Annotated in this window: 19 protein-coding genes; 9 read left to right on the top strand and 10 right to left on the bottom strand. The window is 65.7% G+C overall.

Going from position 1 to position 22,127, the window contains the following annotated elements:
- Positions 1 to 10 precede the first annotated feature (10 nt).
- Both pstB and phoU read left to right on the top strand, forming a co-directional pair.
- Positions 11 to 769: a phosphate ABC transporter ATP-binding protein PstB gene (gene pstB, locus M6689_RS06200; protein WP_298269139.1), complete on the top strand. Its 759-nt coding sequence runs from the start codon at positions 11 to 13 to the stop codon at positions 767 to 769.
- 55 nt (positions 770 to 824) lie between these two features.
- Entirely contained in the window at positions 825 to 1,511 is a 687-nt protein-coding gene (gene phoU, locus M6689_RS06195) for a phosphate signaling complex protein PhoU (RefSeq protein ID WP_298269137.1), read from the top strand.
- A gap of 276 nt (positions 1,512 to 1,787) precedes the next feature.
- On the opposite strand, the gene M6689_RS06190 is transcribed toward phoU, so the two are convergent.
- From M6689_RS06190 to M6689_RS06170, 5 genes are all read right to left on the bottom strand, one after another.
- On the bottom strand, positions 1,788 to 3,116 hold the full coding sequence (locus M6689_RS06190) for a S41 family peptidase (RefSeq protein ID WP_298269135.1): 1,329 nt from the start codon (positions 3,114 to 3,116) through the stop codon (positions 1,788 to 1,790).
- 327 nt (positions 3,117 to 3,443) lie between these two features.
- A complete protein-coding gene (locus M6689_RS06185; protein WP_298269134.1) occupies positions 3,444 to 4,001 on the bottom strand; it encodes a hypoxanthine-guanine phosphoribosyltransferase in 558 nt (185 codons plus the stop codon).
- 36 nt (positions 4,002 to 4,037) lie between these two features.
- A complete protein-coding gene (locus M6689_RS06180) occupies positions 4,038 to 5,639 on the bottom strand; it encodes a DUF445 family protein (protein ID WP_298269132.1) in 1,602 nt (533 codons plus the stop codon).
- A gap of 255 nt (positions 5,640 to 5,894) precedes the next feature.
- Positions 5,895 to 7,703: a DNA helicase RecQ gene (gene recQ, locus M6689_RS06175; protein WP_298269130.1), complete on the bottom strand. Its 1,809-nt coding sequence runs from the start codon at positions 7,701 to 7,703 to the stop codon at positions 5,895 to 5,897.
- Positions 7,700 to 8,572 carry a formylglycine-generating enzyme family protein gene (locus M6689_RS06170; RefSeq protein WP_298269128.1) on the bottom strand — a complete coding sequence of 291 codons (873 nt, stop codon included), beginning with the start codon at positions 8,570 to 8,572 and terminating at the stop codon, positions 7,700 to 7,702. Before M6689_RS06170 ends, recQ begins: the two co-directional genes overlap by 4 nt.
- Positions 8,573 to 8,842: 270 nt before the next feature.
- Between M6689_RS06170 and M6689_RS06165 the strand changes: the two genes are divergently transcribed.
- The 3 genes from M6689_RS06165 to M6689_RS06155 all read left to right on the top strand — a co-directional run bounded on the left by M6689_RS06165 (position 8,843) and on the right by M6689_RS06155 (position 12,660).
- On the top strand, positions 8,843 to 9,088 hold the full coding sequence (locus M6689_RS06165) for a DUF4911 domain-containing protein (protein WP_298269126.1): 246 nt from the start codon (positions 8,843 to 8,845) through the stop codon (positions 9,086 to 9,088).
- Positions 9,081 to 10,463 (top strand): TldD/PmbA family protein, encoded by a 1,383-nt coding sequence (locus M6689_RS06160; protein ID WP_298269123.1) that lies wholly within the window; start codon positions 9,081 to 9,083, stop codon positions 10,461 to 10,463. Before M6689_RS06165 ends, M6689_RS06160 begins: the two co-directional genes overlap by 8 nt.
- A gap of 139 nt (positions 10,464 to 10,602) precedes the next feature.
- Positions 10,603 to 12,660, top strand: a complete 2,058-nt coding sequence (locus M6689_RS06155; protein ID WP_298269120.1) for a diguanylate cyclase — start codon at positions 10,603 to 10,605, stop codon at positions 12,658 to 12,660.
- Between the two features lie 58 nt (positions 12,661 to 12,718).
- Here M6689_RS06155 and M6689_RS06150 read toward each other — a convergent pair whose 3' ends face one another.
- Positions 12,719 to 13,234 carry a peptidylprolyl isomerase gene (locus M6689_RS06150; protein ID WP_298269118.1) on the bottom strand — a complete coding sequence of 172 codons (516 nt, stop codon included), beginning with the start codon at positions 13,232 to 13,234 and terminating at the stop codon, positions 12,719 to 12,721.
- A 265-nt stretch (positions 13,235 to 13,499) separates the two neighbouring features.
- Here M6689_RS06150 and M6689_RS06145 point away from each other — a divergent pair, with 265 nt between their 5' ends.
- Positions 13,500 to 14,063, top strand: a complete 564-nt coding sequence (locus tag M6689_RS06145) for a peroxiredoxin (RefSeq protein WP_366949732.1) — start codon at positions 13,500 to 13,502, stop codon at positions 14,061 to 14,063.
- A gap of 68 nt (positions 14,064 to 14,131) precedes the next feature.
- On the opposite strand, the gene M6689_RS06140 is transcribed toward M6689_RS06145, so the two are convergent.
- Complete coding sequence (locus M6689_RS06140) at positions 14,132 to 16,168, bottom strand: ATP-dependent helicase (RefSeq protein ID WP_298269240.1); 2,037 nt, start codon at positions 16,166 to 16,168, stop codon at positions 14,132 to 14,134.
- A gap of 168 nt (positions 16,169 to 16,336) precedes the next feature.
- Here M6689_RS06140 and ligA point away from each other — a divergent pair, with 168 nt between their 5' ends.
- Genes ligA through M6689_RS06125 form a run of 3 tightly spaced genes read left to right on the top strand, consistent with a single transcriptional unit; the run spans position 16,337 to position 19,908 of the window.
- Positions 16,337 to 18,373 (top strand): NAD-dependent DNA ligase LigA, encoded by a 2,037-nt coding sequence (gene ligA, locus M6689_RS06135; RefSeq protein ID WP_298269114.1) that lies wholly within the window; start codon positions 16,337 to 16,339, stop codon positions 18,371 to 18,373.
- Complete coding sequence (locus M6689_RS06130; RefSeq protein ID WP_298269111.1) at positions 18,370 to 18,645, top strand: acylphosphatase; 276 nt, start codon at positions 18,370 to 18,372, stop codon at positions 18,643 to 18,645. The genes ligA and M6689_RS06130 overlap by 4 nt, the downstream gene beginning before the upstream one ends.
- A gap of 3 nt (positions 18,646 to 18,648) precedes the next feature.
- Positions 18,649 to 19,908 carry a diguanylate cyclase gene (locus tag M6689_RS06125; RefSeq protein ID WP_298269109.1) on the top strand — a complete coding sequence of 420 codons (1,260 nt, stop codon included), beginning with the start codon at positions 18,649 to 18,651 and terminating at the stop codon, positions 19,906 to 19,908.
- Between the two features lie 3 nt (positions 19,909 to 19,911).
- Here M6689_RS06125 and M6689_RS06120 read toward each other — a convergent pair whose 3' ends face one another.
- From M6689_RS06120 to M6689_RS06110, 3 genes are read right to left on the bottom strand one after another with little or no spacing between them, the layout of a single operon-like run.
- Positions 19,912 to 21,237 (bottom strand): radical SAM protein, encoded by a 1,326-nt coding sequence (locus M6689_RS06120; protein WP_298269106.1) that lies wholly within the window; start codon positions 21,235 to 21,237, stop codon positions 19,912 to 19,914.
- Complete coding sequence (locus M6689_RS06115) at positions 21,234 to 21,659, bottom strand: PIN domain-containing protein (protein WP_298269104.1); 426 nt, start codon at positions 21,657 to 21,659, stop codon at positions 21,234 to 21,236. Before M6689_RS06115 ends, M6689_RS06120 begins: the two co-directional genes overlap by 4 nt.
- On the bottom strand, positions 21,656 to 21,901 hold the full coding sequence (locus M6689_RS06110) for an AbrB/MazE/SpoVT family DNA-binding domain-containing protein (RefSeq protein WP_298269102.1): 246 nt from the start codon (positions 21,899 to 21,901) through the stop codon (positions 21,656 to 21,658). The genes M6689_RS06115 and M6689_RS06110 overlap by 4 nt, the downstream gene beginning before the upstream one ends.
- Between the last annotated feature and the right edge of the window lie 226 nt (positions 21,902 to 22,127).

The raw sequence follows: 22,127 nt of genomic DNA, 5'->3' as shown, positions 1-22,127 counted from the left end.
AGGTATTTGAATGAACACCAAGGTAAAAATCGACAATCTCAACGTCCACTTCGGCTCGACCCACGCGGTCAAGGGGGTCAGCATCGACGTCCCGGAGAACACCGTCACCGCCATCATCGGCCCCTCCGGCTGCGGCAAGTCGACGGTGCTCCGCTCCCTCAACCGGATGCACGACCTCTTCCCCCAGGCGAGGGTCACCGGGAAGGTCCTTCTCGACGGCGGCGACATCTACGACCGGGGCGTCGACCCGGTCGCCATCCGCCGCCGGATCGGGATGGTCTTCCAGAAACCGAACCCTTTCCCCGCCATGTCGATTCATGATAACGTAATCGCAGGGTACAAACTGATCGGCAGGCTGAAGAAGAGCGACGCCGACGAGATCGTGGAATCGAGCCTGCGGCGGGTCGCCCTCTGGGACGAGGTGAAGGACCGCCTCAAGAGCAGCGCCATGGAGCTTTCCGGCGGCCAGCAGCAGCGGCTCTGCATCGCCCGCACCATCGCCGTGAAGCCCGAGGTGATCCTCATGGACGAGCCGTGCTCCGCCCTCGACCCGATCTCCACCGTCAAGATCGAGGAGCTGATCAACGAGCTCAAGGAGCGCTACACGGTCGTCATCGTCACCCACAACATGCAGCAGGCGGCCCGGGTGTCGGACTACACGGCATTCCTCTACATGGGAGAGCTCATCGAGTGCGACACCACCAAAAAAATCTTCACCAACCCCGAGAAGAGCCAGACCGAGGACTACATCACCGGCCGCTTCGGGTAACCTTGCGCCGCCCCCTGGACCCCATGCCGACATCACCGAGGAGAACTCAGAACCAATGGAACGAGAACACATTTTCAAGCAGTACGACACCGAACTGAACGACATCCGCGCCAAGCTCCTAGAGATGGGGGGAAGGGTGGAGAAGATGATCACCGACTCCATGAAGGCCCTCGTGGAGCGTGATTCGGACCTGGCCCGCAAGACCATCGCCCTCGACCACGAGATCAACCACCTCGAAATGGAGATCGACGAGAAGTGCCTCCAGGTCCTGGCCCTGCGCCAGCCGGCGGCTCGGGACCTGCGCTTCATCACCCTGGCGCTCAAGATCGTGACCGACCTGGAGCGGATCGGCGACCAGTGCACCAGCGTCGCCAAGCGGGCCATCGAGCTGAACGAGGAGCCGCCGCTCAAGCCTTACATCGACCTCCCCCGGATGGCAACCTGTGCCGGCGGCATGGTGAAGGAGTCCCTCGACGCCTTCGTGCGGGGCGACGCCGACCTCGCCATCAAGGTCTGCCGCGACGACCAGTTCGTGGACGACCTGAACGACCAGATCCAGCGGGAGCTCCTCACCTTCATGATGGAGGACCCCTCCTCCATTTCCCGCGCCATCAAGCTGAACTACATCTCCAAATGCCTGGAGCGGATCGCCGACCACGCCACCAACGTGGCGGAGATGGTGATCTTCATGCTGAAAGGGAAGGACATCCGCCACACCACGCCGCCGACCACGGCAGCGTAGAAACGACGAAGGGGCGCACTTGCGCCCCTTCGATCAAGACTCCCTTTTATTTCACCGCGCGCCAACACGTTACTTCTCCGTCACACTTCTTTCACACTCCCCTGCTACCGTGGTCTCCAGACGATTTTTCCACCCGCGAAAGGAGACCGACCGCCATGATTTTCAGGCTCCTCACCGTCCCTGGCCTTATCGCCCTCGACCGACAGATCGAAAAGCTCCGCACCCTGCGGGGGGACTCGTTTCGGGAAGGTTCCGGGATGGGAACCCGGGACGCCGCTATTTCTTTGCCGCCACCGTCCGCAGCACCTCCCACCCCTTGAGGAGATCCAGGGCCCGCACCATCTGGTAATCCTTCTTCGCCTCGTCGAGGGGAGCGGCAGCAGCAAGCGGCTTCTTCGCCCCTTCCCTCGCCGCCGGTTCGCCCGCGGAATCGAGATGATTGTCCAGGTCCTTCTCGTGGAAATCATCCCCGTCCTTCACCCCCTTCAGTTCGGCGCTCTCGACGAAGATGTCGGGAACGATCCCCCTGGCCTGGATGGAGCGTCCCCTGGGGGTGAAGTAGCGGGCGGTAGTCAGCTTGAGGCCGGCGCCGTCGCGCATCGGGATGACCGTCTGGACCGACCCTTTCCCGAAGCTCGTCGTTCCGAGGATCACCGCCCGGCCGTAGTCCTGCAGCGCCCCGGCCACGATCTCGGAGGCGCTGGCGCTGCCGCCGTTGATCAGCACGACCATCGGATACGGGGGCTCCTTCTCGCCGACGGTGGCGCTGAACTTCCGGTTGGCGAACGGCTCCCGCCCCTCGGTGTAGACGATGAGGCCGTTGTCGAGCCGGTCGCCGACGAAGTGCCCCGCCACCGCTACCGCCGCGTCGAGGAGTCCGCCGGGGTTGTTCCGCAGATCCAGCACGAGTCCCCTGAGATTCCCGCCATTTTCCCGCCGCAGCTTCACGAGGGCGGCGGCAACGTCCTCACCGGTCCGCTCCTGGAAATGGCCGATGCGGAGATAGCCGTAGCCGGGCTCCAGGGTCCGGGCCTTGATGCTCCTGGTCTTGATGATGTCGCGTACCAGCGTCACCACCAGCGGGTTCGCCTCACCCTCGCGCAGGATCGTCAGGGTGACCCGGGTCCCCCTCTCGCCGCGCATCCGCTTCACCGCCTCGGTGATGGTCAGTCCATGGGTCGAGGTCCCGTCGATCTTCACGATCTGGTCGCCGCTCCTGATCCCGGCCCGCCAGGCGGGGGTATCCTCGATGGGGGAGACGACGGTGAGTTTCCCATCCTTCATGGTGATCTCGATGCCGAGCCCGCCGAAGGACCCCGCCATCTCCACCTTCATCTCGGTGAACGGTTCCGGGGGGAGGTAGGCGCTGTGGGGATCAAGGGAGGCGAGCATCCCGTTCACCGCCCCCTCCATGAGCTTCTTCCGATCCACCTCCTCCACGTAGCTCGTCCGGACGTGGTGCAGCACCTCGCGGAACAGCTTCAGGGCCTCCGCATCGGTGTCGGCGGCCTGCCCCCGGCTTCTCCATCCCCCCGTCACCGCGAGGATGAGAAAAACGATCGTCGCCACCAGGCCCAGCGTGATTTTCGTTCGCGTCGTCAGCATCCAAACCTCCGGTGCGCCAGGAGAGCTCCCTCCCAGCGCACCCGGTTACTTTATTGCTCCCCAGGTGCTCTTGTCAATCGCCGCGTCTTCTCATTCAAAATTGCTTTCAAGCTGACACTTTCCCCCTCACCCCTGCCCCTCTCCCTCAGGGCGAGTGGAAAAGTCAAACCCTCTCCCCGAGGGAGAGGGTGGCCGAAGGCCGGGTGAGGGACAACAGATGAGCCATGAGCAATCCCCACCGCCGCCCCTCCCGTACCACGCTGAAATATCCGGATTTTACACCATGGCAGTGGTGCATGTAAAAAATATGCGCCCACTCCCGCCCTTTCAGTACCCCTTCACCGCATAGATCCCCGGCGCATTCCGCCAGTACCCCTTGTAGTCCATCCCGAACCCGAAGAGGAACCGGTCGGGGGAGACGACCCCCGTGAAATCGGCCTTGAGCCCGGGGCGGGCCTTGCGGTCGTGCTCCTTGTCGACGAGGACGGCGGTCAGCACCTCGGCGGCCCCCTCCTCCCCGCACCAGGCGGCAATGGCATCCAGGGTCGCCCCCTCGTCGAGGATGTCGTCGACGATGAGGACCGTCCGCCCCCGCAGGTCCACGTTGGGGCGTACCCGCCAGTCGAGCTCCTTGCCGAAGAAATGGTGGCCGTAGCGGGTGGCATGGAGGTACTCCACCTCCAGGGGGAAGAGGAGCTTCGGCAGGAGCTTGCCGGTCACAACCAGCCCCCCGTACATGACGCAGAGGACGAGCGGGTTCCTGTCGGCGAGCCGCGCGGAGATCCCCCCCGCCAGCCGGTCGATGGCCGCCTCCACCTCCTCGCCGGTAAAGAGGCAGTCGGCCTCGTTCATCACCTGCCTGACCTCGTCGAGCGTTACGGGCATGGGTACCTCATGAGCTTTAATGAAATGTCAGAACACCTACTGCCACCCGAGGGCCATGAGCCCCACGTTGGCAAACCCCATCAGGAAGCCGAGCAGCGCGCCAAAGAGGTTGATGTAGAGGAAGTGCTTCTCCATGATGTCGAGGAGGAGCCGCTCCACCGCCAGGAGGTCGAGGCCGTTGATCTTCTCCTCCACCATCCGGCTGATGTCGATGGCGTCAACCAGGGGGGGAACCTCCCGCTCCAGGAGCTCCGCCACCTGGCGGTGGACCGCGTCGTCCAGGTCGCGGCGGGCGTGAGCGGGGATGCGATCCGAGAGCCGCCCCAGGGGGGTGCGGAAGAGCCATCCCTCGATCCGCTCCGCCACGAGCTTTTCCGCGGCCCCGCGGCTCTCCGGCGCCTGCAGCAGTGCCGCAAGCCACTCCACCAGGGATTCCCGCAGCCGCCCCGCCTCCGCCTCCGGCACGAGCCGCTCCAGGAGGGGGCCGGGAGGGGCGTCGAGGAGCAGGCGGCGCCCCTGGCGCTCTGCGAGGGAGACGATGAGTTCGGCCGTGGCGGGGCTCCGCACGAGGCCGAGGACTACCCGGCGGACCACCCGCCGGCCGGCGGCGACCCGCCGGTAAGGGAGCCGCTCCAGGGTGGCGGCCAGGGGGCGGTCGAGGAGCCGGTCGAGCTCACTGCGGACCACGCCGACCACCTGGTGCCGGGTCTCCTCCTCCCGGAGCCAGCGGGCGATTTCCTCCGACACGTTCCCCATGAGGCCGGGAAAGAAGCCCATCAGCTTGTCGACGCTGATGAGCCCCGCCATGAAGCCGAGGGCCCCCTTCAGGTTGTGGAGCGATCCCTGGAGTCCCTCCTTGAGCCGCTCCTCCAGCCCGGCACGGAACTCGGGGGTCTGCAGAAGCTCCCCAAGCCGTTCGAGGAGCGGCACCGTCGCCTCGTCGATCTGAGCGGCCACGAGCTCCACCATCTCCGCCGGCAGGTGCTCCCGCAGGGGACGGTCCGAGACGAGAAACTCCTCCACCTTTGCATCCACCGCCTCGGCCACGGTGCGGCTCACTCCGCGGGAGTGCAGCAGCGCAGCCAGGGCGGTGCCGGCGTCGCGGCGAAGCCGCTCACCCCGCTCCCCCTCCAGGAAAAGCTCCAGTTCCCGGGGGATCACCCGCTCTTCGAGGCTTCGGACGCAGGCGGCCAGTTCGCCCCGGAAGGCCTCCCCTTCCAGGTGGGCGAAGAGCCCGTCCGTCACCTGCCGGCGGACGAGGTCGGCGACGTCGCGGAGCCAACGTTCGAGCCCCTGCGGCACCAGAGAGGTCGCCGGACCGAGCTCCCGGTCGAGGAGCTCGTCGAGCTTGCCGCTCACCGTCTCCCGCAGCTCCCGCCGGAAGGCATCCTTCCCCAGGGCCTGGGCCACGTCCGCCCCGGTCACCAGATGAGTGCCGACCATCCGGCCGATGGTGGTGGCAAACTCGTGGCGCCCCGCCGGGATCACCCCCGGGGTGAGGGGAACGCGAACCCCGAGGATACGCCACGGCTTCAGGGGGCGGAACAGCATCCGGATCGCGATGTCGTTGGTCACGTAGCCGATGACGGCGCCGACCACCGGCGGCGCCACGTAGGGAAGCATGCTCTGGAGGGTCATGATGGGGAAACCTTTCTCTGCTGTCGGGATAAATTGGATTCTGCCCTGTCACATCGGGAGGGCAGTGGAGAGGGGGGGCCGGGGACTCTCCCTCCGAAAAAACTCAAGCGTCACCGTCATTCGCCCGCATCACCGGATCAGCCGGTTGTGCCGGTTTCCTTCCGCACGGACATCGAGCTTTTTTGCGGGACTTTTTTCTCCGGGAGAGTCCCCGGCCCCCCTGTCGAACCTATGGGGGAAAGAGACAACGCAGAATTATGAATGCCTCTGGATTACTTCGAGAAACGCCGCGCCGTAGCGCCCCAGCTTCTGCTCCCCCACCCCGTTGATACGGAGGAGCTCCCGGGGGTCGGCGGGGCGAAAGGCCGCCATCTCCACCAGAGTGGCGTCGCTGAAGATGACGTAGGGTGGGACCTGCTGCTCGTCGGCCAGCCGTTTGCGGAGTGCGCGGAGCTCCTGGAAGAGCCCCTCGTCCCCCTCGGGCAGGGGGGTGGTGCCGGCCCTGCGCTTCGGCTCCTTCTTCGGCGCCGCCACCTTCACCCGGGGGCGGGCGAGGGTGAGGCTCTCCTCTCCCTTGAGGAGCGGCCGGGCCGCCGGGGTGAGCTTCAGCACCGAATAGTTGGCCAGATCCTGCTCCAGGTACCCCCGGTGGATCAGCTGGCGGATGATGCTCCCCCACGCCTCGGCGGAGATGTGGGCGCCGATGCCGTAGGTGGAGAGCCGGTCGTGGCCCAGCTGGCGGATCCGCTCGTTCTTCGAGCCGCGCAGGACGTCGATCACGTGCCCCGCGCCGAAGCGCTGCCCCACCCGGTAGACGCAGGAGAGGGCCTTGCGGGCATCCTCGGTGGCATCGAAGCTCTCGGGGGGGTCGAGGCAGAGATCGCAGTTGCCGCACGGCTGCGGGAGTCGCTCGCCGAAGTAGCCGAGGAGCGCCTCGCGGCGGCAGGTGCCCGCCTCGGCGAACCCCACCATGGCGTTCAGCTTGTGGAGCTCGATCCGGATCTGCTCCGGGTTGTTCCCCATTTCGATGAGGGAACGGGAGACCGGGATGTCGCCGTAGCCGAAGAGGAGGAGCGCCTCCGCCGGGAGCCCGTCGCGCCCCGCCCGGCCGGTCTCCTGGTAGTAGCTCTCGATGTTCTTGGGGAGGTCGTAGTGGACCACGAACCGGACGTTCGGCTTGTCGATCCCCATGCCGAAGGCGACGGTGGCCACCACGACGCGCACGTCGTCCCGCAGGAACGCCTCCTGCACCCGGCTCCGCTCGCCGTCGGCAAGCCCCGCGTGGTAGGGGGCCGCCTCCACCCCGGCGGCCCGCAGCTTCTCCGCCACCTCTTCCACCCGCTTGCGGGAGAGGGCGTAGACGATCCCCGCCTCCCGGGGGCGGCTTGCCAGGAAATCCATGAGCTGGTTGAAGGGCTTGCGCTTTTCCACCACCGTGTAGCGGATGTTGGGGCGGTCGAAGCCGGTGACGTAGACCTCGGCGTCCCGCAGCCCCAGCCGCGCGATGATGTCGGCGCGGGTCTGGACATCGGCGGTGGCGGTAAGGGCGATCATCGGCACGCCGGGAAAGAGCCCCCGCAGGCGCCCGAGCCCCACGTATTCGGGGCGGAAGTCGTGCCCCCACTGGGAGACGCAGTGGGCCTCGTCGATGGCGAAGAGGGCGATGGGGATCTCCCGCAGTCGCTCCAGGAAGGCGTCGGTCATGAGCCGCTCCGGCGCCACGTAAAGGAGGTCCAGCTCGCCGGCGTGGAGCCGGGCCAGGACCTGGCGGGCCTCCCGCTCCCCGAGGGTGGAGTTGTAGGCCGCGGCCGCCACGCCGTTTTCCCGCAGGGTGTCCACCTGGTCCTTCATGAGGGAGATGAGGGGGGAGACGACGATCCCGACCCCGGGACGATGGAGCGCCGGGATCTGGTAGCAGAGGGACTTGCCGCCGCCGGTCGGCATCAGGACAAAGGCGTCGCCGCCGCCAATCAGCCGGGTGACGATCTCTTCCTGGAACGGGCGGAAGGAGCGGTAGCCGAAGACCGAGCGAAGCGTTTCGAGGGGGGTACGGGAACCGGTCACGGCAGCTCCCTCACCACTCGGAACCCGAGGTAGACGTACTGTCCGTCCGGCGCACCGCGGCCCCGGGCCGAGGAGCGGACGTAGCGGGGCTTGCTCCCGAAGGAGCCGCCGCGCTGGACCCGGCGGCTGTCGTCCCCCCCGAGCCAGGGGTTACCGTCGGCGGGGGCGCCGGCATAGCTCTCGTGCCAGGTGTCGAGGCACCACTCCCAGACGTTTCCCGCCGTATCGAAGAGCCCGTAGGGGTTGGCGGCGAAGGAGCCGACAAGGGCGGTCTGCCTGTTGTCCCACCGGCTGCCGCACCCCTTGCAGTTGGCCCGCTTCTCCCCCACGGTCCCCCCCCACCAGTAGGGGGTATCCTTCCCGCCGCGGGCGGCGTACTCCCACTCCGCCTCGCTCGGGAGCCGGTAGCGGTGCCCCGTCTGCTCCGAGAGCCACCGCGTATAGGCCACCGCGTCTTCCCAGGTGACGTTCATCATCGGCTTGCTCCCCCTCCCCCAGTTGCGGGAGAGGGGACCGAACCAGCGCCGGCCGTCCTTCGGCTTCTCGCGGCCGGTCGCCTCGCAGAACCGGTCGTACTCGGCGAAGGTCACCTCGTACCTTCCCATGGCGAAGGGGCGCGGGATGGTCACCTCGTGCACCGGCTTCTCGTCCGGGTCGCCGCCGCCGAAGATCGCCCCCATCCGGAAACGGCCGGCGGGAATGCCCACCATCTCGGGACCGGCGCCGCCACTCTTCAGCCGGTCGCGGAAGGAACTCCCGGCGGTCGCGGCAACCGGGGCACCTCCTGGCAGTCCGGCAGCCCCGGCACCAACGGGAAGGATGAGCACGGCGGCAAGGGCCGCAAGAGAGGTGCGGAAACGGGTCTCCATGGAAGACTCCTCGGAAGTGGAAAAATGAAAAAGGGCACTCCGCCCTCTGGCGGCAGTCGCCCATTGTACGTGGAGAAGCGGCGCGAGGCAACGGGGGATTTCCGGACGGAGAACTCTACCCGCCGGCGGTCCTTTCCCTGCCGACCGGCGCCGGGCAAGCCACCCCCTCCCTAACCTCCCATCAGAACAGGCATTTGCACGCACGGATTTTTGTCTTGTTTTTTCGATACTTGCATGTTAAAAATTGTAAATTATCCTTAAGGGGCATCCGTGATCGAAGAGGACGAAATTACCCGGTATTTCCGGGTTGAACGCCGCGAACTCGTCTATCTCAAGTTCATCGTCGAGGCATACGAAGGCCTTGCCACCCTCAGCACGGCGGATAGGGAACAGGGCATCGTCGTCATCTCGTATCCCCGTCATTTCGCTGAAGATCTTGACGCCCTACTGAATGCGCTCGGCACCGAAATTGCTTTGCAAGAGGTGACGGGCATGGAGAATTTACCGCATGCTTGACACGTTCGACCTGACCCGGATCCTCCGCCGCGCCCTCACGGGAGGCGGTGAATTCGCGGACATTTACTTCGAGGAGGGGGCTAACACCTCCGTCATCTGCGAGGACGGCAAGATCGAGAAAGTCCTTGCCGGAACCGATCGCGGCGTGGGGATCAGGGTCATCTCCGACCTCCGCACCGCCTACGCCTACACGAACGAGATCACCGAGGCGGCGCTCCTCTCCCTGGCCGAGACGGTGAGCCGGGCGGTCTCGGGAAAGGTGTTCGACCGGGACATCGACCTGAGAAGCAAGGTCATCGGCCCCGGGTTTCCCATTGAAATTACGCCGGATAGCGTACCTTTGCAGGACAAGGTCGACTTGGTGAATCGCGGCAATGCCGCAGCTCGCAAATTCAGCAATAAAGTCCGGCAGGTTATGGTTGTCTACCGCGACAGCCGGCTCAAAACCCAGATCGCCAATTCACTGGGTGAATTCACGGAAGCAAGCAGGACCGGCACCCTCTACCTGGCCCAGGTGGTGGCGGCCGACGGCGACGTGATCCAGACCGGGTACGAACCGGTTGGGAAATTCATCGGTTACGAACTGTTCCGCGAGCGCGGCCCGGAGGAGGTCGCCGAGGCGGCGGCCCGGCGGGCGGTGATGATGCTCGCGGCCCGCAAGGCGCCGGGGGGGCTCATGCCGGTGGTCCTCTCCTCCGAGGCGGGCGGGACCATGGTCCACGAGGCGATCGGTCATGGCCTGGAGGCGGACCTGGCACAAAGCGGCATGTCGGTCTACACCGGCAAGGTGGGGACGCAGGTGGCGTCGCCGCTGGTCACGGTCGTCGACGACGCCACGATCCCCAACGCGCGGGGCTCCTTTTCCTTCGACGACGAGGGGACGCCGGCCGAGCGGACAGTCCTCGTGGAGAACGGCATCCTGAAGGGATACCTCTACGACCGGCTAAGCGCCATGAAGGACGGCTGCGCCTCCACCGGCAACGGTCGCCGCGAGGGGTACCACGTGCGCCCCATTGTCCGGATGACCAACACCCTCATCGCGCCGGGAGAGTCCGACCCCGCCGAGATCGTCGGGGGGGTGGAAAGCGGCCTCTTCGTCCGGAAGATGGGTGGAGGGCAGGTGAACACCGTCAGCGGGGACTTCATGTTCGAGGTTTCCGAAGGGTACCTGATCGAGAACGGCAGGATCGGCGAGCCGGTTCGGGGCGCCACCCTCACCGGCAACGGTCCCGACGTGCTGAAAAAGATCGTCAGGGTCGGCAGCGACCTCGGCTTCGGCATCGGCACCTGCGGCAAGGACGGACAGGGGGTGCCGGTCTCCGACGCCCAGCCGACCATGCTGATCGAAGAAATTACCGTCGGGGGAGCCGCCTGACGGTGGATGGTATGCAGTGGCCACGGATGGCCCGGATAACCAGGGCCGTTTCCCGGAAGGCGACGTCGGTGTCGCGCGGGCAACGCGCAGAGATGGTTGACTGACACACCGAACGACTGACGGAAACAGAGAACGCACCGTGTCCAATGCAGAACTGACGACAATCCAGCCGGTGGAACTCCTTGAGAATCTCAAGGGATACCCGTTCCTCGCCCCGTACCACCTGAGCTTCTGCTGCGATCAGGAGGGGGTGATTCCGCGTGTCAAGTCTCCGGTCACCATCTGCGGCGCCACTGAAAAGCCCCCCCACTGCTGCAGACTCTGCCAGAACACCCTCGAAGACGCGGTGCAGCGCGCCATCGGCAGCCATCAACCGGTCGTCTTCCGCTGCCACGCGGGGCTGCTGAGCTTCGCCGTGCCGGTCAGAAGCGGTGACCTCCCCTTCTCCTGCATCATCGGCGGCGGAGTCCGCGACCGGGAGATCGACCCCACCCAGATGGAGTCCGTCGCCCAAGGTGACGATGCGGACGCCTTGGCGCTTCTGGAGGAACTGAAACGGCTTCCCACCGTCACCGAGCAGGAGGTGACGGAAACGGCGCAGCGGGTACAGGAACTCGTCCCGTCGCTTCTCACCCGCAATCTCCACAGCCTCGTTTTCGAGAAGACCATGCAGCGGCTCGCCGCCGTCACCGGGGTCTCCGCCGGCATCGACAACGCCCCGACCGCCGGCGATGTCATGGCCTTGGTGAGCGAGACCCTCGGCATTCTTTTCGACATCGCCCGGATCGCCCTCCTCGTCCCCCAGGGTGGCGGCTCCTTTGCCCTCAAGGGGCTCTGGGGGCTCGATGACGACCTGGGGAGCGTGCCGGCGGCAAAGGCCCAGGGCATCTTCCCCCGCAATCACTCCGGCAAGACGATCACCAGCGAGGACGACTGCCGCGCCCTCTTCCCGAACGTCGAGGCGGACCGGGCCACCTGCATCCGTCTCGCCACCGGAGACGAACTCCTCGGGATCCTGGTGCTGTTCGACGCCACCCTTCCCCCCCGGGACGAAATGCTGCTGAAGCTCTTCACCGGCCGGGCCGCGTCGCGACTCCACCAGGTGAAGTCCGACGAGCGGCATTCGGCGGAAAGCGCCCAGGCCGCGAAGCTTCTGACCCTGTTCAGCACCCTCTCCCACGCCGAGAACAGGGAGGAGCTGCACCAGCGGATCCTCGGCATGGCCGCCGACCTCGTCGATGCTTCGTCCGGCTCCATCATGTTCGTCGACGACAACGGCGAGACGCTCAAGATCGAGTCGGCCCTCGGCATGAACATGCAGCTGGCCCAGAGCATGGTGGTCCAGGTCGGCACCGGCATCGCCGGCAAGGTGGCGGCCAGCGGCCATCCGCTGCTGGTGAACGACATCGAGAAGGACAAGCGGATCGGCACCCCCAACCGCCCCCGCTTCAAGACCAAGTCGTTCGTCAGCATCCCGATCCGGCTGCGGGACGACATCATCGGCGTCCTGAACCTCTCGGACAAGAAGAACCAGGGGATCTTCACCGAGGCCGACCTCAAGCTCCTCATCACCTTCGCCGATCACGCCTCCATCATGATCGAACGGGCCATCTCCATCGAGCGGGCCGACTTCCTGGAGCAGCTCTCCATCACCGACCACCTGACCGGCCTTTACAACCGCCGCTTCCTCAAGCGCCGGATGGAGGAGGAACTCTCCCGGAGCATCCGCCAGAACGTGGGGCTTACGGTGATGCTCGTCGATCTGGACCACTTCAAGATCTACAACGACCTCTGCGGCCACCTGGCGGGGGACCGGGCGCTGAAGCGGCTGGCCCGGATCCTCTCCGACAGCGCCCGGCAGATGGACATCGTCACCCGGTACGGCGGCGAAGAGTTCTGCATCATCCTCCCCGGCACCTCCAAGAAGGAGTCGATCTTCGTGGCGGAACGGATCCGGCGGGCGATCGAGAGCGAAGAGTTCCCCCACGAGGAGAACCTTCCCCAGGGGCGCCTCACCGCCAGCATCGGGGTCTCTTCCTACCCCGAGGATGGCAGCACCGATGTCGTCCTCCTCAAGGCGGCTGACGTGGCGCTCTACCGCGCCAAGGCCGAGGGGCGAAACCGCGTCGCCATTGCCAGCGGCTCCGAAGAGGACGACGGGACCCCCCTCAGGAAGGTGGCCCGCAACCAGCCGTAAAAAAAAGGCCGCCCGGCGAACCGGACGGCCTTTTTCCTTCCCTTTTTTCCTGCTGAAGCTATTCCACCACCTTCGCCGACGTGATGAAGACGTTCTCCACCGGCACGTCGGAGTGCCCGGCCCGGTTCCCCGTCTTCACCTGGGCGATGGCGTCCACCACATCCATCCCCTCCACGACCTGGCCGAAGACGGCGTAGCCGAAGAGGTCGGGGGTCTTCCCCTTGTAATCGAGGAAGGCGTTGTCCACCAGGTTGATGAAGAACTGGGAGGTGGCGCTGTCGACCACGGCGGTCCGGGCCATGGCCAGGGTCCCCCGGGTGTTCTTCAGGCCGTTGGCCGCCTCGTTCTTGATGGCGAACTTGGTCTTTTTCGGCTGCATGTTCTCGTCGAGCCCGCCCCCCTGGACCATGAACCCCTTGATGACCCGGTGGAAGATGAGGCCGTCATAGTAGCCGTCCTTCACATAGGAGAGGAAGTTGCGGACGCTGATGGGGGCCTTGTCCCTGAACAGCTCGATGGTGATGTTTCCCATGGAGGTTTCCACGAGAACGCGCGGATTGGTCTCTTCGCTCATTTCTGCTCCTTTCGTGCGCTGGTATCCTGCTTTTGTACCACAAACGGGGCGGGGCCGAGAACCCTTTTCCTGCGAAGTGGCGGGAATCCGCTCCTTGCAATGGAGGGGGGATGGGATATGATTCAGTAGTGTTCCCAACGGAAGGAGGCATCCAATGAAACATATCGCACCGATCACCGCCGCGTTCCTGGCCGTGGCTCTCATGGCCGGCGTCGCCGGGGCAACCGCCGAGCGGGCCGAGGAGATGGAGCGGGCAGCTGGACTCATGGTCCAGCACCACATGGGAATGGTCCTCGGCGAACCGATGGTGGCGAAAGTTGGCGAAGCGGCCCCGCCGTTCACCCTCGACGCCGTGATGAACAAGGAGTTCAAGAAGGTAAGCCTCGCCGACTACCGGGGGAAATGGGTCGTCCTCTTCTTCTACCCCGCCGACTTCACCTTCGTCTGTCCCACGGAGATCACCGGCTTCAACAAGGTCCTCGACCGGTTCACGGAACTCAACGCCCAGGTCCTCGGCGCCTCGGTCGACAGCAAGTACGCCCACCTCGCCTGGATCAAGCGGGGGGATCTGGGGGGGCTCAAATTCCCCCTCCTGGCGGACGGCAAGAAGGAGACCGCCGCCCGCTACGGTGTTCTCGACGAGAAGGAAGGGGTCGCCCTCCGGGGCCTCTTCATTATCGACCCCAACGGCATCGTCCAGTACGAAGTGGTGAACAACCTCGCCGTGGGACGGAGCGTCGAGGAGACCCTCCGGGTGCTGGAGGCGCTCCAGACCGGCGAGCTCTGCCCCCTGGGGTGGAAGCCGGGGGAGAAGACCCTCGGGAAGTAACGGCGCCACCGCTGCATGACATCGGAAAAGGCCGTCGGGATCGCCGTCCGCGGCCTTTTCTTTTTCCCCTACCCGAGCTTCGCCCGCATCCGGGCGAAGAAATCCTGCGCCAGCGCCTCCTGCTCCTCCTCGGTGGCGGCCTTTTTCGCCCCTCCCTCGTGGAACTGGACGAGCCGCTCCGGGATTTCCTCCAGGAACCGCGACGGCTGGCGTTCCAGGAGCTTGCCGTACTTCTTCCGGTGGAGGCAACGGGTAATGGTGAGGTGCCGGCGGGCGCGGGTGATGCCGACGTAGCAGAGCCGGCGCTCCTCGTCGATGGTCCCCCCCTCCTCCATCGACTTTTTGTGGGGGAGGATCTCCTCCTCGAACCCCACCAGGAAGACGAAGGGGAACTCCAGCCCTTTGCTGGAATGGAGCGACATGAGGGTCACCGCGTCCCTGCCGTGCTCCTTCTTGTCCTTGCCGCTGAAGCGGTCCTCGTCCATGAGCGAGACCTTCTCCAGGAACCCCGAGAGGGTGGCGCCGGGAATCCGCTCCTCGTACCCCGCCATGGAGTTGATGATCTGCTCCACGTTCTCCACCTTGCGCCGGGCCGTGGCCGGCTCCTCGATGGTCCGGTAGAGCTCCTCCTCGATCCCGAGGCGGGCGAAGAGCCGCTTCACCCTCCCCGCCAGGTCGCCGGAGCGGCGGAAATCCTCCGCTGCACCGGTGACGAGCCGGTGGAAGGCGAGGACCTTCTCCCGCGTCGGCTCATTGATCCCCTCGATCTCCCCCACCCGCCCGAAGGCCTCCATCAGGTGGCACGACTGCTCCAGGGACCACTGGTTGATCCGCAGCACCGTCCCGTCGCCGATCCCCCGGCGGGGAAAGTTCACGATCCGCAGGAGCGCCTGCTCGTCCAGGGGGTTGTCGATCACCTTCAGGTACGAGAGGGCGTCCTTCACCTCCTTGCGCTCGTAGAACTGCATCCCCCCCACCAGCACGTAGGGGATCGACTCGAAGCGGAGCTGCTCCTCGAAGGCGCGGCTCTGGGAGTTGGTCCGGTAGAGGATGGCGAAGTCGCTGAAGGCGAGATTGTGCCGGTAGCGCTCCATCTGGATCCGCTCCACCACCAGGGAGGCCTCCTCCTCGTCGTCCTGGGCGGTGACCAGGTCGATGGGGCGCCCCTCGCCGGAGTCGGTCCAGAGGCGCTTCTCCTTGCGCTTCACATTGTTCCTGATGACGTGGTTCGCCGCCTCCAGGATGGTGCCGGTGGAGCGGTAGTTCTGCTCCAGCTTCACCACCCGGCACCCGGGGTAGTCCTTCTCGAAGTCGAGGATGTTCCCCACGTCCGCCCCGCGCCAGCCGTAGATCGACTGGTCGTCGTCCCCCACCACGCAGAGGTTCTTGTACTTTTTCGCCAGGAGCGAGATGAAGAGGTACTGGGAGGCATTGGTGTCCTGGTACTCGTCCACCATGATGTAGCGGAACCGCTCCTGCCAGTGCTCCAGCACCTCGGGGTGGCCCTGGAGAAGCCCCACCGTCAGCATGATGATGTCGTCTAAGTCGATGGCGTTGCACGCCCGAAGGAGGCGCTGGTAGATGGGATAGACATCGCCGGCGAGGAGTTCGTCGGGGTCGTCGTAGCGGGGGAGCGCCCGGTCCGGGGGGATCAGGCCGTTCTTCCAGCCGGAGATCCGCCAGAGGATCGCCTCGGCGTCGTGCTTTTTGCCGTCGGCGTTCACCTCGCGCATCGCCTGGCGCACGAGGCCCAGCTGGTCGGAGGTGGTATAGATGCTGAAGTTCTTCTTGTAGCCGAGCCGTTCGATGTCCCGGCGCAGGATCTTCACTCCCAGGGAGTGGAAGGTGGAGATGACCATCCCCTTGCACCTGGAACGCCCCACCAGCTCCCGGACCCGCTCCTTCATCTCGCCGGCCGCCTTGTTGGTGAAGGTGACCGCCAGGATGCTGTCGGCCCGCACCTTCCGGTCGAGCAGCAGGTGGCCGATCCGGAAGGTGATGACCCGGGTCTTGCCGGACCCCGCCCCCGCCAGGACCAGGAGCGGCCCCTCGGTATGCTCCGCGGCGGCCCGCTGGGGTGGGTTGAGGGTGGAAAGATCGAACATGGACACAGATACTCCCGAAATGATTACAGTTCCTCTGACGCACGACAGCCGGACCTGTCGGCCCGGCCGTTTGTTCCTTGATACCAGAAGAGGGGGAAAGGAATCAAGACGGCGATATCCGTGCCAACCTGCGTTGTAATGGGCACTTTCGTGTGTTATAAGCTCCCTATGGCCCATAATGAGAATCCAGAGAAAAGAGCCGCCGCCGAAGACCGCATCCGCGGGCTCCGCGTCGAGATAGAACGCCACAACCGCCTCTACTACGTGGAGGACCGCCCCGAGATCACCGACGCGGAGTACGACGCCCTCTTCCGCGAGCTGGTGGAACTCGAAAACGCGTTTCCCGACCTCGTCACCCCCGATTCCCCCACCCGGCGGGTGGGTGGGGCCCCCCTGGAGAAGTTCGAGCAGGTGACCCACCGGATCCCGATGCTCTCCCTTGAGAACGCCTTCACCGAAGAAGAGATCGCCGATTTCGACGACCGGGTGAAGCGCTTCCTGGGCCTTCCCCCCGGTGAGGAGATCGCCTACGTCTGCGAGCCGAAGATGGACGGCCTCGCCGTGGAGCTGGTCTACGAACGGGGGGAGCTGACCGTGGGCTCCACCCGGGGAGACGGCTTCGTGGGGGAAAACGTCACCCACAACCTGAAGACGGTGCGGAGCATCCCGCTGCGGCTGCGCTGCGACGCGCCGCCGGAGCTCCTGGAGGTGCGGGGCGAGGTCTATCTCCCCCTTGCCGCGTTCCAGAAGCTGAACGTCCAGCGGGAGGAAGAGGGGGAGCCCCCCTTCGCCAATCCGCGCAACGCCGCCGCCGGCTCCATCCGCCAGCTCGACCCCCGCATCACCGCCCGGCGTCCCCTCTCCATTTTCTGCTATGCGCCGGGGGAGGTCCGGGGGAGGGCGTTCCCCTCCCAGGAGGAGTTTCTCGCCACCGCCGCCGCCTGGGGGCTGCCGGTGAATCCCCTGGCCCGGCGGGTGGCGGGGGTGGCCGGCATCCTCGCCTTCTACCGCGAGATGACCGGGCGGCGTGACACCCTCCCCTACGAGATCGACGGCGTGGTGGCCAAGGTCGACTCCTTCCCCCTCCAGCGGGAGCTGGGAGAGAAGAGCCGCTCCCCCCGCTGGGCCGTGGCGATCAAGTTTCCCCCCCGCCAGGCGGTGACGGTGGTGGAGGACATCGTCCCGTCGGTGGGGCGCACCGGCGTCATCACTCCCACGGCCAACCTCCGGCCGGTGGAGGTCTCGGGGGTCACGGTGTCGCGGGCCACCCTCCACAACTGGGAGGAGATGGAGCGCAAGGACATCCGGATCGGCGACACTGTGGTGATCGAGCGGGCCGGCGACGTGATCCCTGCGGTGGTGCGGGTCCTGACCGAGAAGAGGTCGGGGAGCGAGCGGTTCCTCCCGATCCCCCCGAGCTGCCCCGAGTGCGGCTCCGAGGTGGTGAAGATCCCGGACGCGGTGGCGGTCCGCTGCATGGGGCTCTCCTGCCCCGCCCAGATCCGGGAGGCGATCATCCACTTCGCCTCCCGTGACGCCATGGACATGGAGGGGCTCGGCGAGAAGTACATCGAGCAGCTCCTGCGCCTGGGGCTCGTGAAGAACGTGGCCGACCTCTACGACCTCACGCGGGACGACTTCATGAGGTTCGACCGGATGGGGGACAAGCTGGCGGAAAACCTCCTGAACGCCATCGAGGCGAGCAAGCGGCGGGAGCTCTCCCGCTTCATCTTCGCGCTGGGGATCCGCCACGTGGGGGAACACACGGCAAAGCTCCTGGCCACCGCCTTCGGGAGCATCGGCAACCTGGAGCGGGCCACCGAGGAGGAGCTTCTCTCCATCCGCGAGGTGGGCCCCCAGGTGGCCCGGAGCATCGTCACCTTCTTCCACAACGAAGGGAACCGGGAGACGATCCGGCGGATGCTGGAGGCCGGGGTCACCCCCACCGCGGAGGAGAAGAGGGTCGGCGGTCGGTTCACCGGCAAGACCTTCGTCTTCACCGGGGCACTGACCCGCTTCACCCGCAGCGAGGCCCAACGGATGGTGGAGAGCGAAGGGGGACACGCAGCCGGATCGGTGTCGAAGAAGACCGACTTCGTGGTGGCCGGCGCCGAGGCGGGGAGCAAGCTGGATAAGGCGCGAGAGCTGGGGGTGACGGTTCTCGGCGAGGACGAATTCCTGAAGATGATGGAGGAGGCGCCATGAAGATCCGCGCCATCGTGACGGTCTCCGGGCTCGTGCAGGGGGTCGCCTTCCGCCACCACACGGTCCGCAGGGCGCAGCAGCTAAAGGTCGCCGGCTGGGTGAGAAACCTCCCCAACGGCGACGTTCAGGGGTGCTTCGAGGGGTACGAGCCGGACGTCCGGGAGCTCGTGGCGTGGTGCCACCACGGCCCCCCAAGCGCCCGGGTCGACCGCGTCACCGTCGAAGAGGAGCCGTACCGGGGCGAATTCGACGGCTTCGACATCCGGTACTGACCCATGCGAACCGGACTCTGGCCCAAGCCTTTCAAGTATTTCGACCAGGTCCGCGTCTTCCTGGTCACCGTCTGCGCCGTCATCTCCCTCGTCGTCGTCACCATCGCCTCCTTCCTCTCCTTCCGCAACAACGAACTGCTGACCCGCCGCCTCCGGGACCAGGCACACAACTACGCCGAGCTGATCCTCCAGATGAAGGCGTGGAACGCCTCCTACGGCGGGGTCTACGTCAGGAAGCGGAGCGAGGCGGACGTGAATCCCTTCCTGAAGGAACTGGGGAAAGAGCCGGAAATCCGCGACATCCGGGGGCGGGTCTTTGTGCTGCGCAACCACGCCGTCATGGTCAAGGAGCTCTCCCAGCGCTTCGCCGCCAGCAAGGGGAGCCGGTTTCGCCCCGTAAGCCTCAATCCCATCGACCCGGACAACGCCCCCGACCCCTTCGAACGGGAGGCGCTGCTGCAAATCAACGGGGGTGCGCCCGAAGTCTACCGCCTCGAACGGAACGCCGGCGCTCCCCCCCGCTTCCGCTACATCCACCCGCTGCGTGCCGACGCAAGCTGCCTCGACTGCCACCCCACCAACGTCGGCGGACTGATCGGCGCCATCAGCGTCACCATCCCCGCTGTGACGGCCGTCAGGGAGACGGACAAGAACAACACCTTCATCATGGTTTCGGCCATCGCCATTGTCGGCCTCCTGATCGGCATCACCTACCTCCTCACCTGGCGCTTGGTCGTCGGCCTCGACAAGGTCCAGCGTCGGCTCAAGAAGCAGGCCTCCACCGACGAGTTGACCGGACTCGCCAACCGCCGCACCGTCATGCAGCGGCTAGAGGAGGAGAGCCAGCGGTCGCAGCGCCTCGGCGAGCCGCTCTGCATCACGATCTTCGACCTCGACCACTTCAAGCAGATCAACGACACCCACGGCCATCCCTTCGGCGACTTCGTGCTGAAACGGATCGCCGAGACCATGAAGGAGGCGCTGCGGAGTTACGATATCCTGGGGAGAATCGGGGGGGAGGAATTCATCCTCGTCTCGCCGGAAACGGGAATCGACGAGGCGGCCCGCCAGGCGGACCGGGTGAGGAGGCGGGTAAGCGAACAGGCCATCAACGACGGGACGCGGGAGGTGCGCCTCACCGTCAGCGCCGGGGTCACCGCCGTGGCCGACGACGACGAGACGATCGGCTCCATCCTGCGGCGGGCCGACGCCGCCCTCTACCAGGCCAAGCAGGAGGGGCGCAACCGAGTCGTCAGCCGGTGACGGTCAAGGGACGGGCCACCCCTTCTCGAACCCTTCCGGGAAGAAGTTCTCCCGCGTCCGGTTGTAGTAGCCGTACTGGATCCGGGGAAACTCCCGCTTCACCCGCTCCAGCATCCGGTACATCCCGATCCCCCGTCCCGTGGCCCCCATCCGCCGGTTGTAGAAGTCGGGGTCGATGGAGAGATTGCGCATCTGGATCATGTCGACCCCGGTCTCGCCGATGAAGCGAAGCAGCGCCTCCACCTCCTCCGCGCTGTCGGAGAGCCCCGGCGACACCAGGTAGTTGATCATCACGAAGAGCCCCCGCTCCTTGGCCAGCCGCACCGACTCCTTCACGTCGGCGAAGCGGTACCCCACCGGCCGGTAGTACTTGTCGTAGAACTCCTCCCGCACCGAATTCATCGAAAAGCGCATGGAGTCCATCCCGGCGTCGCAAAGCATCCGCACCCGGTCGGGGAAGGAGCCGTTGGAGTTGAAGTTCACGGTTCCCCGGCTCGTGGCGCCCTTGAGCCGTCGGGTCGCCTCCGCCACGGTGTCGGCCTGCATGATCGGGTCCCCCTCGCACCCTTGGCCGTAGGAGACGATCGGCTCCGGCGCCTGCTCCAGGTGCGGCAGGGCCAGCGCCACGATCTCCTCAGGCGTCGGGACGAAGCCGATCCGCTCGTGGTTGGAGGGACAGCAGTCCGAGGGCTGGAGGCTGATGCACCCGAGACACCGCGAGTTGCACGCCGGCGAGGTGGGGAGCGGCGCCTCCCAGCGGCGGAAGAAGAGGTTCTTGGCGGCGAAGCAGTGGTAGTCCACGGCGCAGCGGGCCAGCTGCTCCAGGAGCCGGTTCTCCGGCATCTCCGCCAGCAGCTTCCGCACCAGGGGATCGAGCCGGCGGTCGTCGTAGTTCCGCGGGTTCCAGTTGTCGTTGGTGTCGACCCGGGAGGCGGCCACCACGAACCGCTCCGTCTCCTCGTCCCATCCCACGGCGGTGTAGGACCAGAGGGGGAGGTGGACTTTCTTCCTCGAATAGTCGCAGGCCGGCAGCAGCAGCCGCACGTACCCCGGCGCCATGAAGGCGGAGACCGCCTGCACCGGCACGCTCCGGCGCCCCTCCCGGACGGTGGCCACGGTGACAAACTGCCGTTTCTTCCCGTCCCACGCCACCGGCGGGGTATCAGGGATGGTGAAGAGCCGGCTCCCCTCGGGGAGGGGGATCAGCTCCACCCCCTCCGGAAGGACCGTTTCGGGGCCGCTCATGCCGGCCATGGAGAGGTACGGGTGGTCGAAGATGTTCCCTTGCGCGTCGGCGTAGAGAAGCTTGGGGAGGGTTTTCCGTTTCATATGTTCGTATCCTGCGGTTCCTTCCGCATGATGCTCTTCAGACGGGAGATGTGCTTGCGGTCGAAGGAATAGAGCTCCGTGATCCCCTCTTTTTCCATGACCGCGGCAATGTAGCCGTCGATGAAATCGATGCGGTGGGTCTCGTAGAACTCAAGCGCCCGCGAGACGAGGGGGGCATTAATGACTTCCAGCCCCGGGGTGGCGAGAATCCCCCTGATGAGGGGGGAAACCTCACCCCCTTTCAGCCCGTAGGCAGATTCCAGCACCCACACCACCTCGGCCATGACCAGCTCGGTGGTCACCAGGGCGACAGCTCCCTTTGCCGCGTCGTCCAGAAGCTTCTCCACCCGGTCGGCCTTGGCCGTATCGTCGTTGGTCAGATACCGGATAAACAGATTGGTATCGACGAAGCACCGTTTCATGACATCTCCTCGCGGACCCGCACGGCCACGGCACGCTTGGCCGCCTCGCGCTCCTCGGCGAAGGTGCTCCCCTCGCGGGCCTTCACCGCGCCCCGCAGGTTTTTCAGGCTTTTCACAGGCACCAGGACGGCCCTCCCTTCCACAACCACGAAATCCACCTTATCGTTCGGGTTGATGTTCAGAAGCCGGCGGATCTCCTTCGGAATGGTGATCTGTCCCTTCGAAGTAACCGTAGAGAGCATAATTCTTACCTCCGCTCAATTTCTTACCTGATTCACAAAGTAAGAATACAGGGAACACGGCAAAAAGTAAACCGTTGGATATCCCATATACGTGAGGCCGGGGAGCCCGACGGAGCGAATGTGCCCTGTTTCGTCGCCGATCCCGGCGAATGGAGCGTCAGTGGCCGATCGTGTTCGAACCCGCCAGGGTGAGTTGATCGGCCGCAGCGAAATGAGCCATGGATCA

The sequence above is a fragment of the Geobacter sp. genome (assembly GCF_027327745.1).
Taxonomy (GTDB): domain Bacteria; phylum Desulfobacterota; class Desulfuromonadia; order Geobacterales; family Geobacteraceae; genus Geobacter.
The sequence above is the reverse complement of the archived record's forward strand: the minus strand, read 5'-3'. Positions and strand labels throughout refer to the sequence as shown.

Coding starts and splice junctions, on each gene's coding strand:
- M6689_RS06110 (WP_298269102.1), bottom strand. CDS start 21,901: ATGCTCTCTACGGTTACTTCGAAGGGACAGATCACCATTCCGAAGGAG.
- pstB (WP_298269139.1), top strand. CDS start 11: ATGAACACCAAGGTAAAAATCGACAATCTCAACGTCCACTTCGGCTCG.
- M6689_RS06125 (WP_298269109.1), top strand. CDS start 18,649: ATGCGAACCGGACTCTGGCCCAAGCCTTTCAAGTATTTCGACCAGGTC.
- phoU (WP_298269137.1), top strand. CDS start 825: ATGGAACGAGAACACATTTTCAAGCAGTACGACACCGAACTGAACGAC.
- M6689_RS06160 (WP_298269123.1), top strand. CDS start 9,081: ATGCTTGACACGTTCGACCTGACCCGGATCCTCCGCCGCGCCCTCACG.
- M6689_RS06180 (WP_298269132.1), bottom strand. CDS start 5,639: ATGACCCTCCAGAGCATGCTTCCCTACGTGGCGCCGCCGGTGGTCGGC.
- M6689_RS06120 (WP_298269106.1), bottom strand. CDS start 21,237: ATGAAACGGAAAACCCTCCCCAAGCTTCTCTACGCCGACGCGCAAGGG.
- M6689_RS06145 (WP_366949732.1), top strand. CDS start 13,500: ATGGTCCAGCACCACATGGGAATGGTCCTCGGCGAACCGATGGTGGCG.
- ligA (WP_298269114.1), top strand. CDS start 16,337: ATGGCCCATAATGAGAATCCAGAGAAAAGAGCCGCCGCCGAAGACCGC.
- M6689_RS06115 (WP_298269104.1), bottom strand. CDS start 21,659: ATGAAACGGTGCTTCGTCGATACCAATCTGTTTATCCGGTATCTGACC.
- M6689_RS06130 (WP_298269111.1), top strand. CDS start 18,370: ATGAAGATCCGCGCCATCGTGACGGTCTCCGGGCTCGTGCAGGGGGTC.
- M6689_RS06140 (WP_298269240.1), bottom strand. CDS start 16,168: ATGTTCGATCTTTCCACCCTCAACCCACCCCAGCGGGCCGCCGCGGAG.
- M6689_RS06185 (WP_298269134.1), bottom strand. CDS start 4,001: ATGCCCGTAACGCTCGACGAGGTCAGGCAGGTGATGAACGAGGCCGAC.
- M6689_RS06170 (WP_298269128.1), bottom strand. CDS start 8,572: ATGGAGACCCGTTTCCGCACCTCTCTTGCGGCCCTTGCCGCCGTGCTC.
- M6689_RS06150 (WP_298269118.1), bottom strand. CDS start 13,234: ATGAGCGAAGAGACCAATCCGCGCGTTCTCGTGGAAACCTCCATGGGA.
- M6689_RS06190 (WP_298269135.1), bottom strand. CDS start 3,116: ATGCTGACGACGCGAACGAAAATCACGCTGGGCCTGGTGGCGACGATC.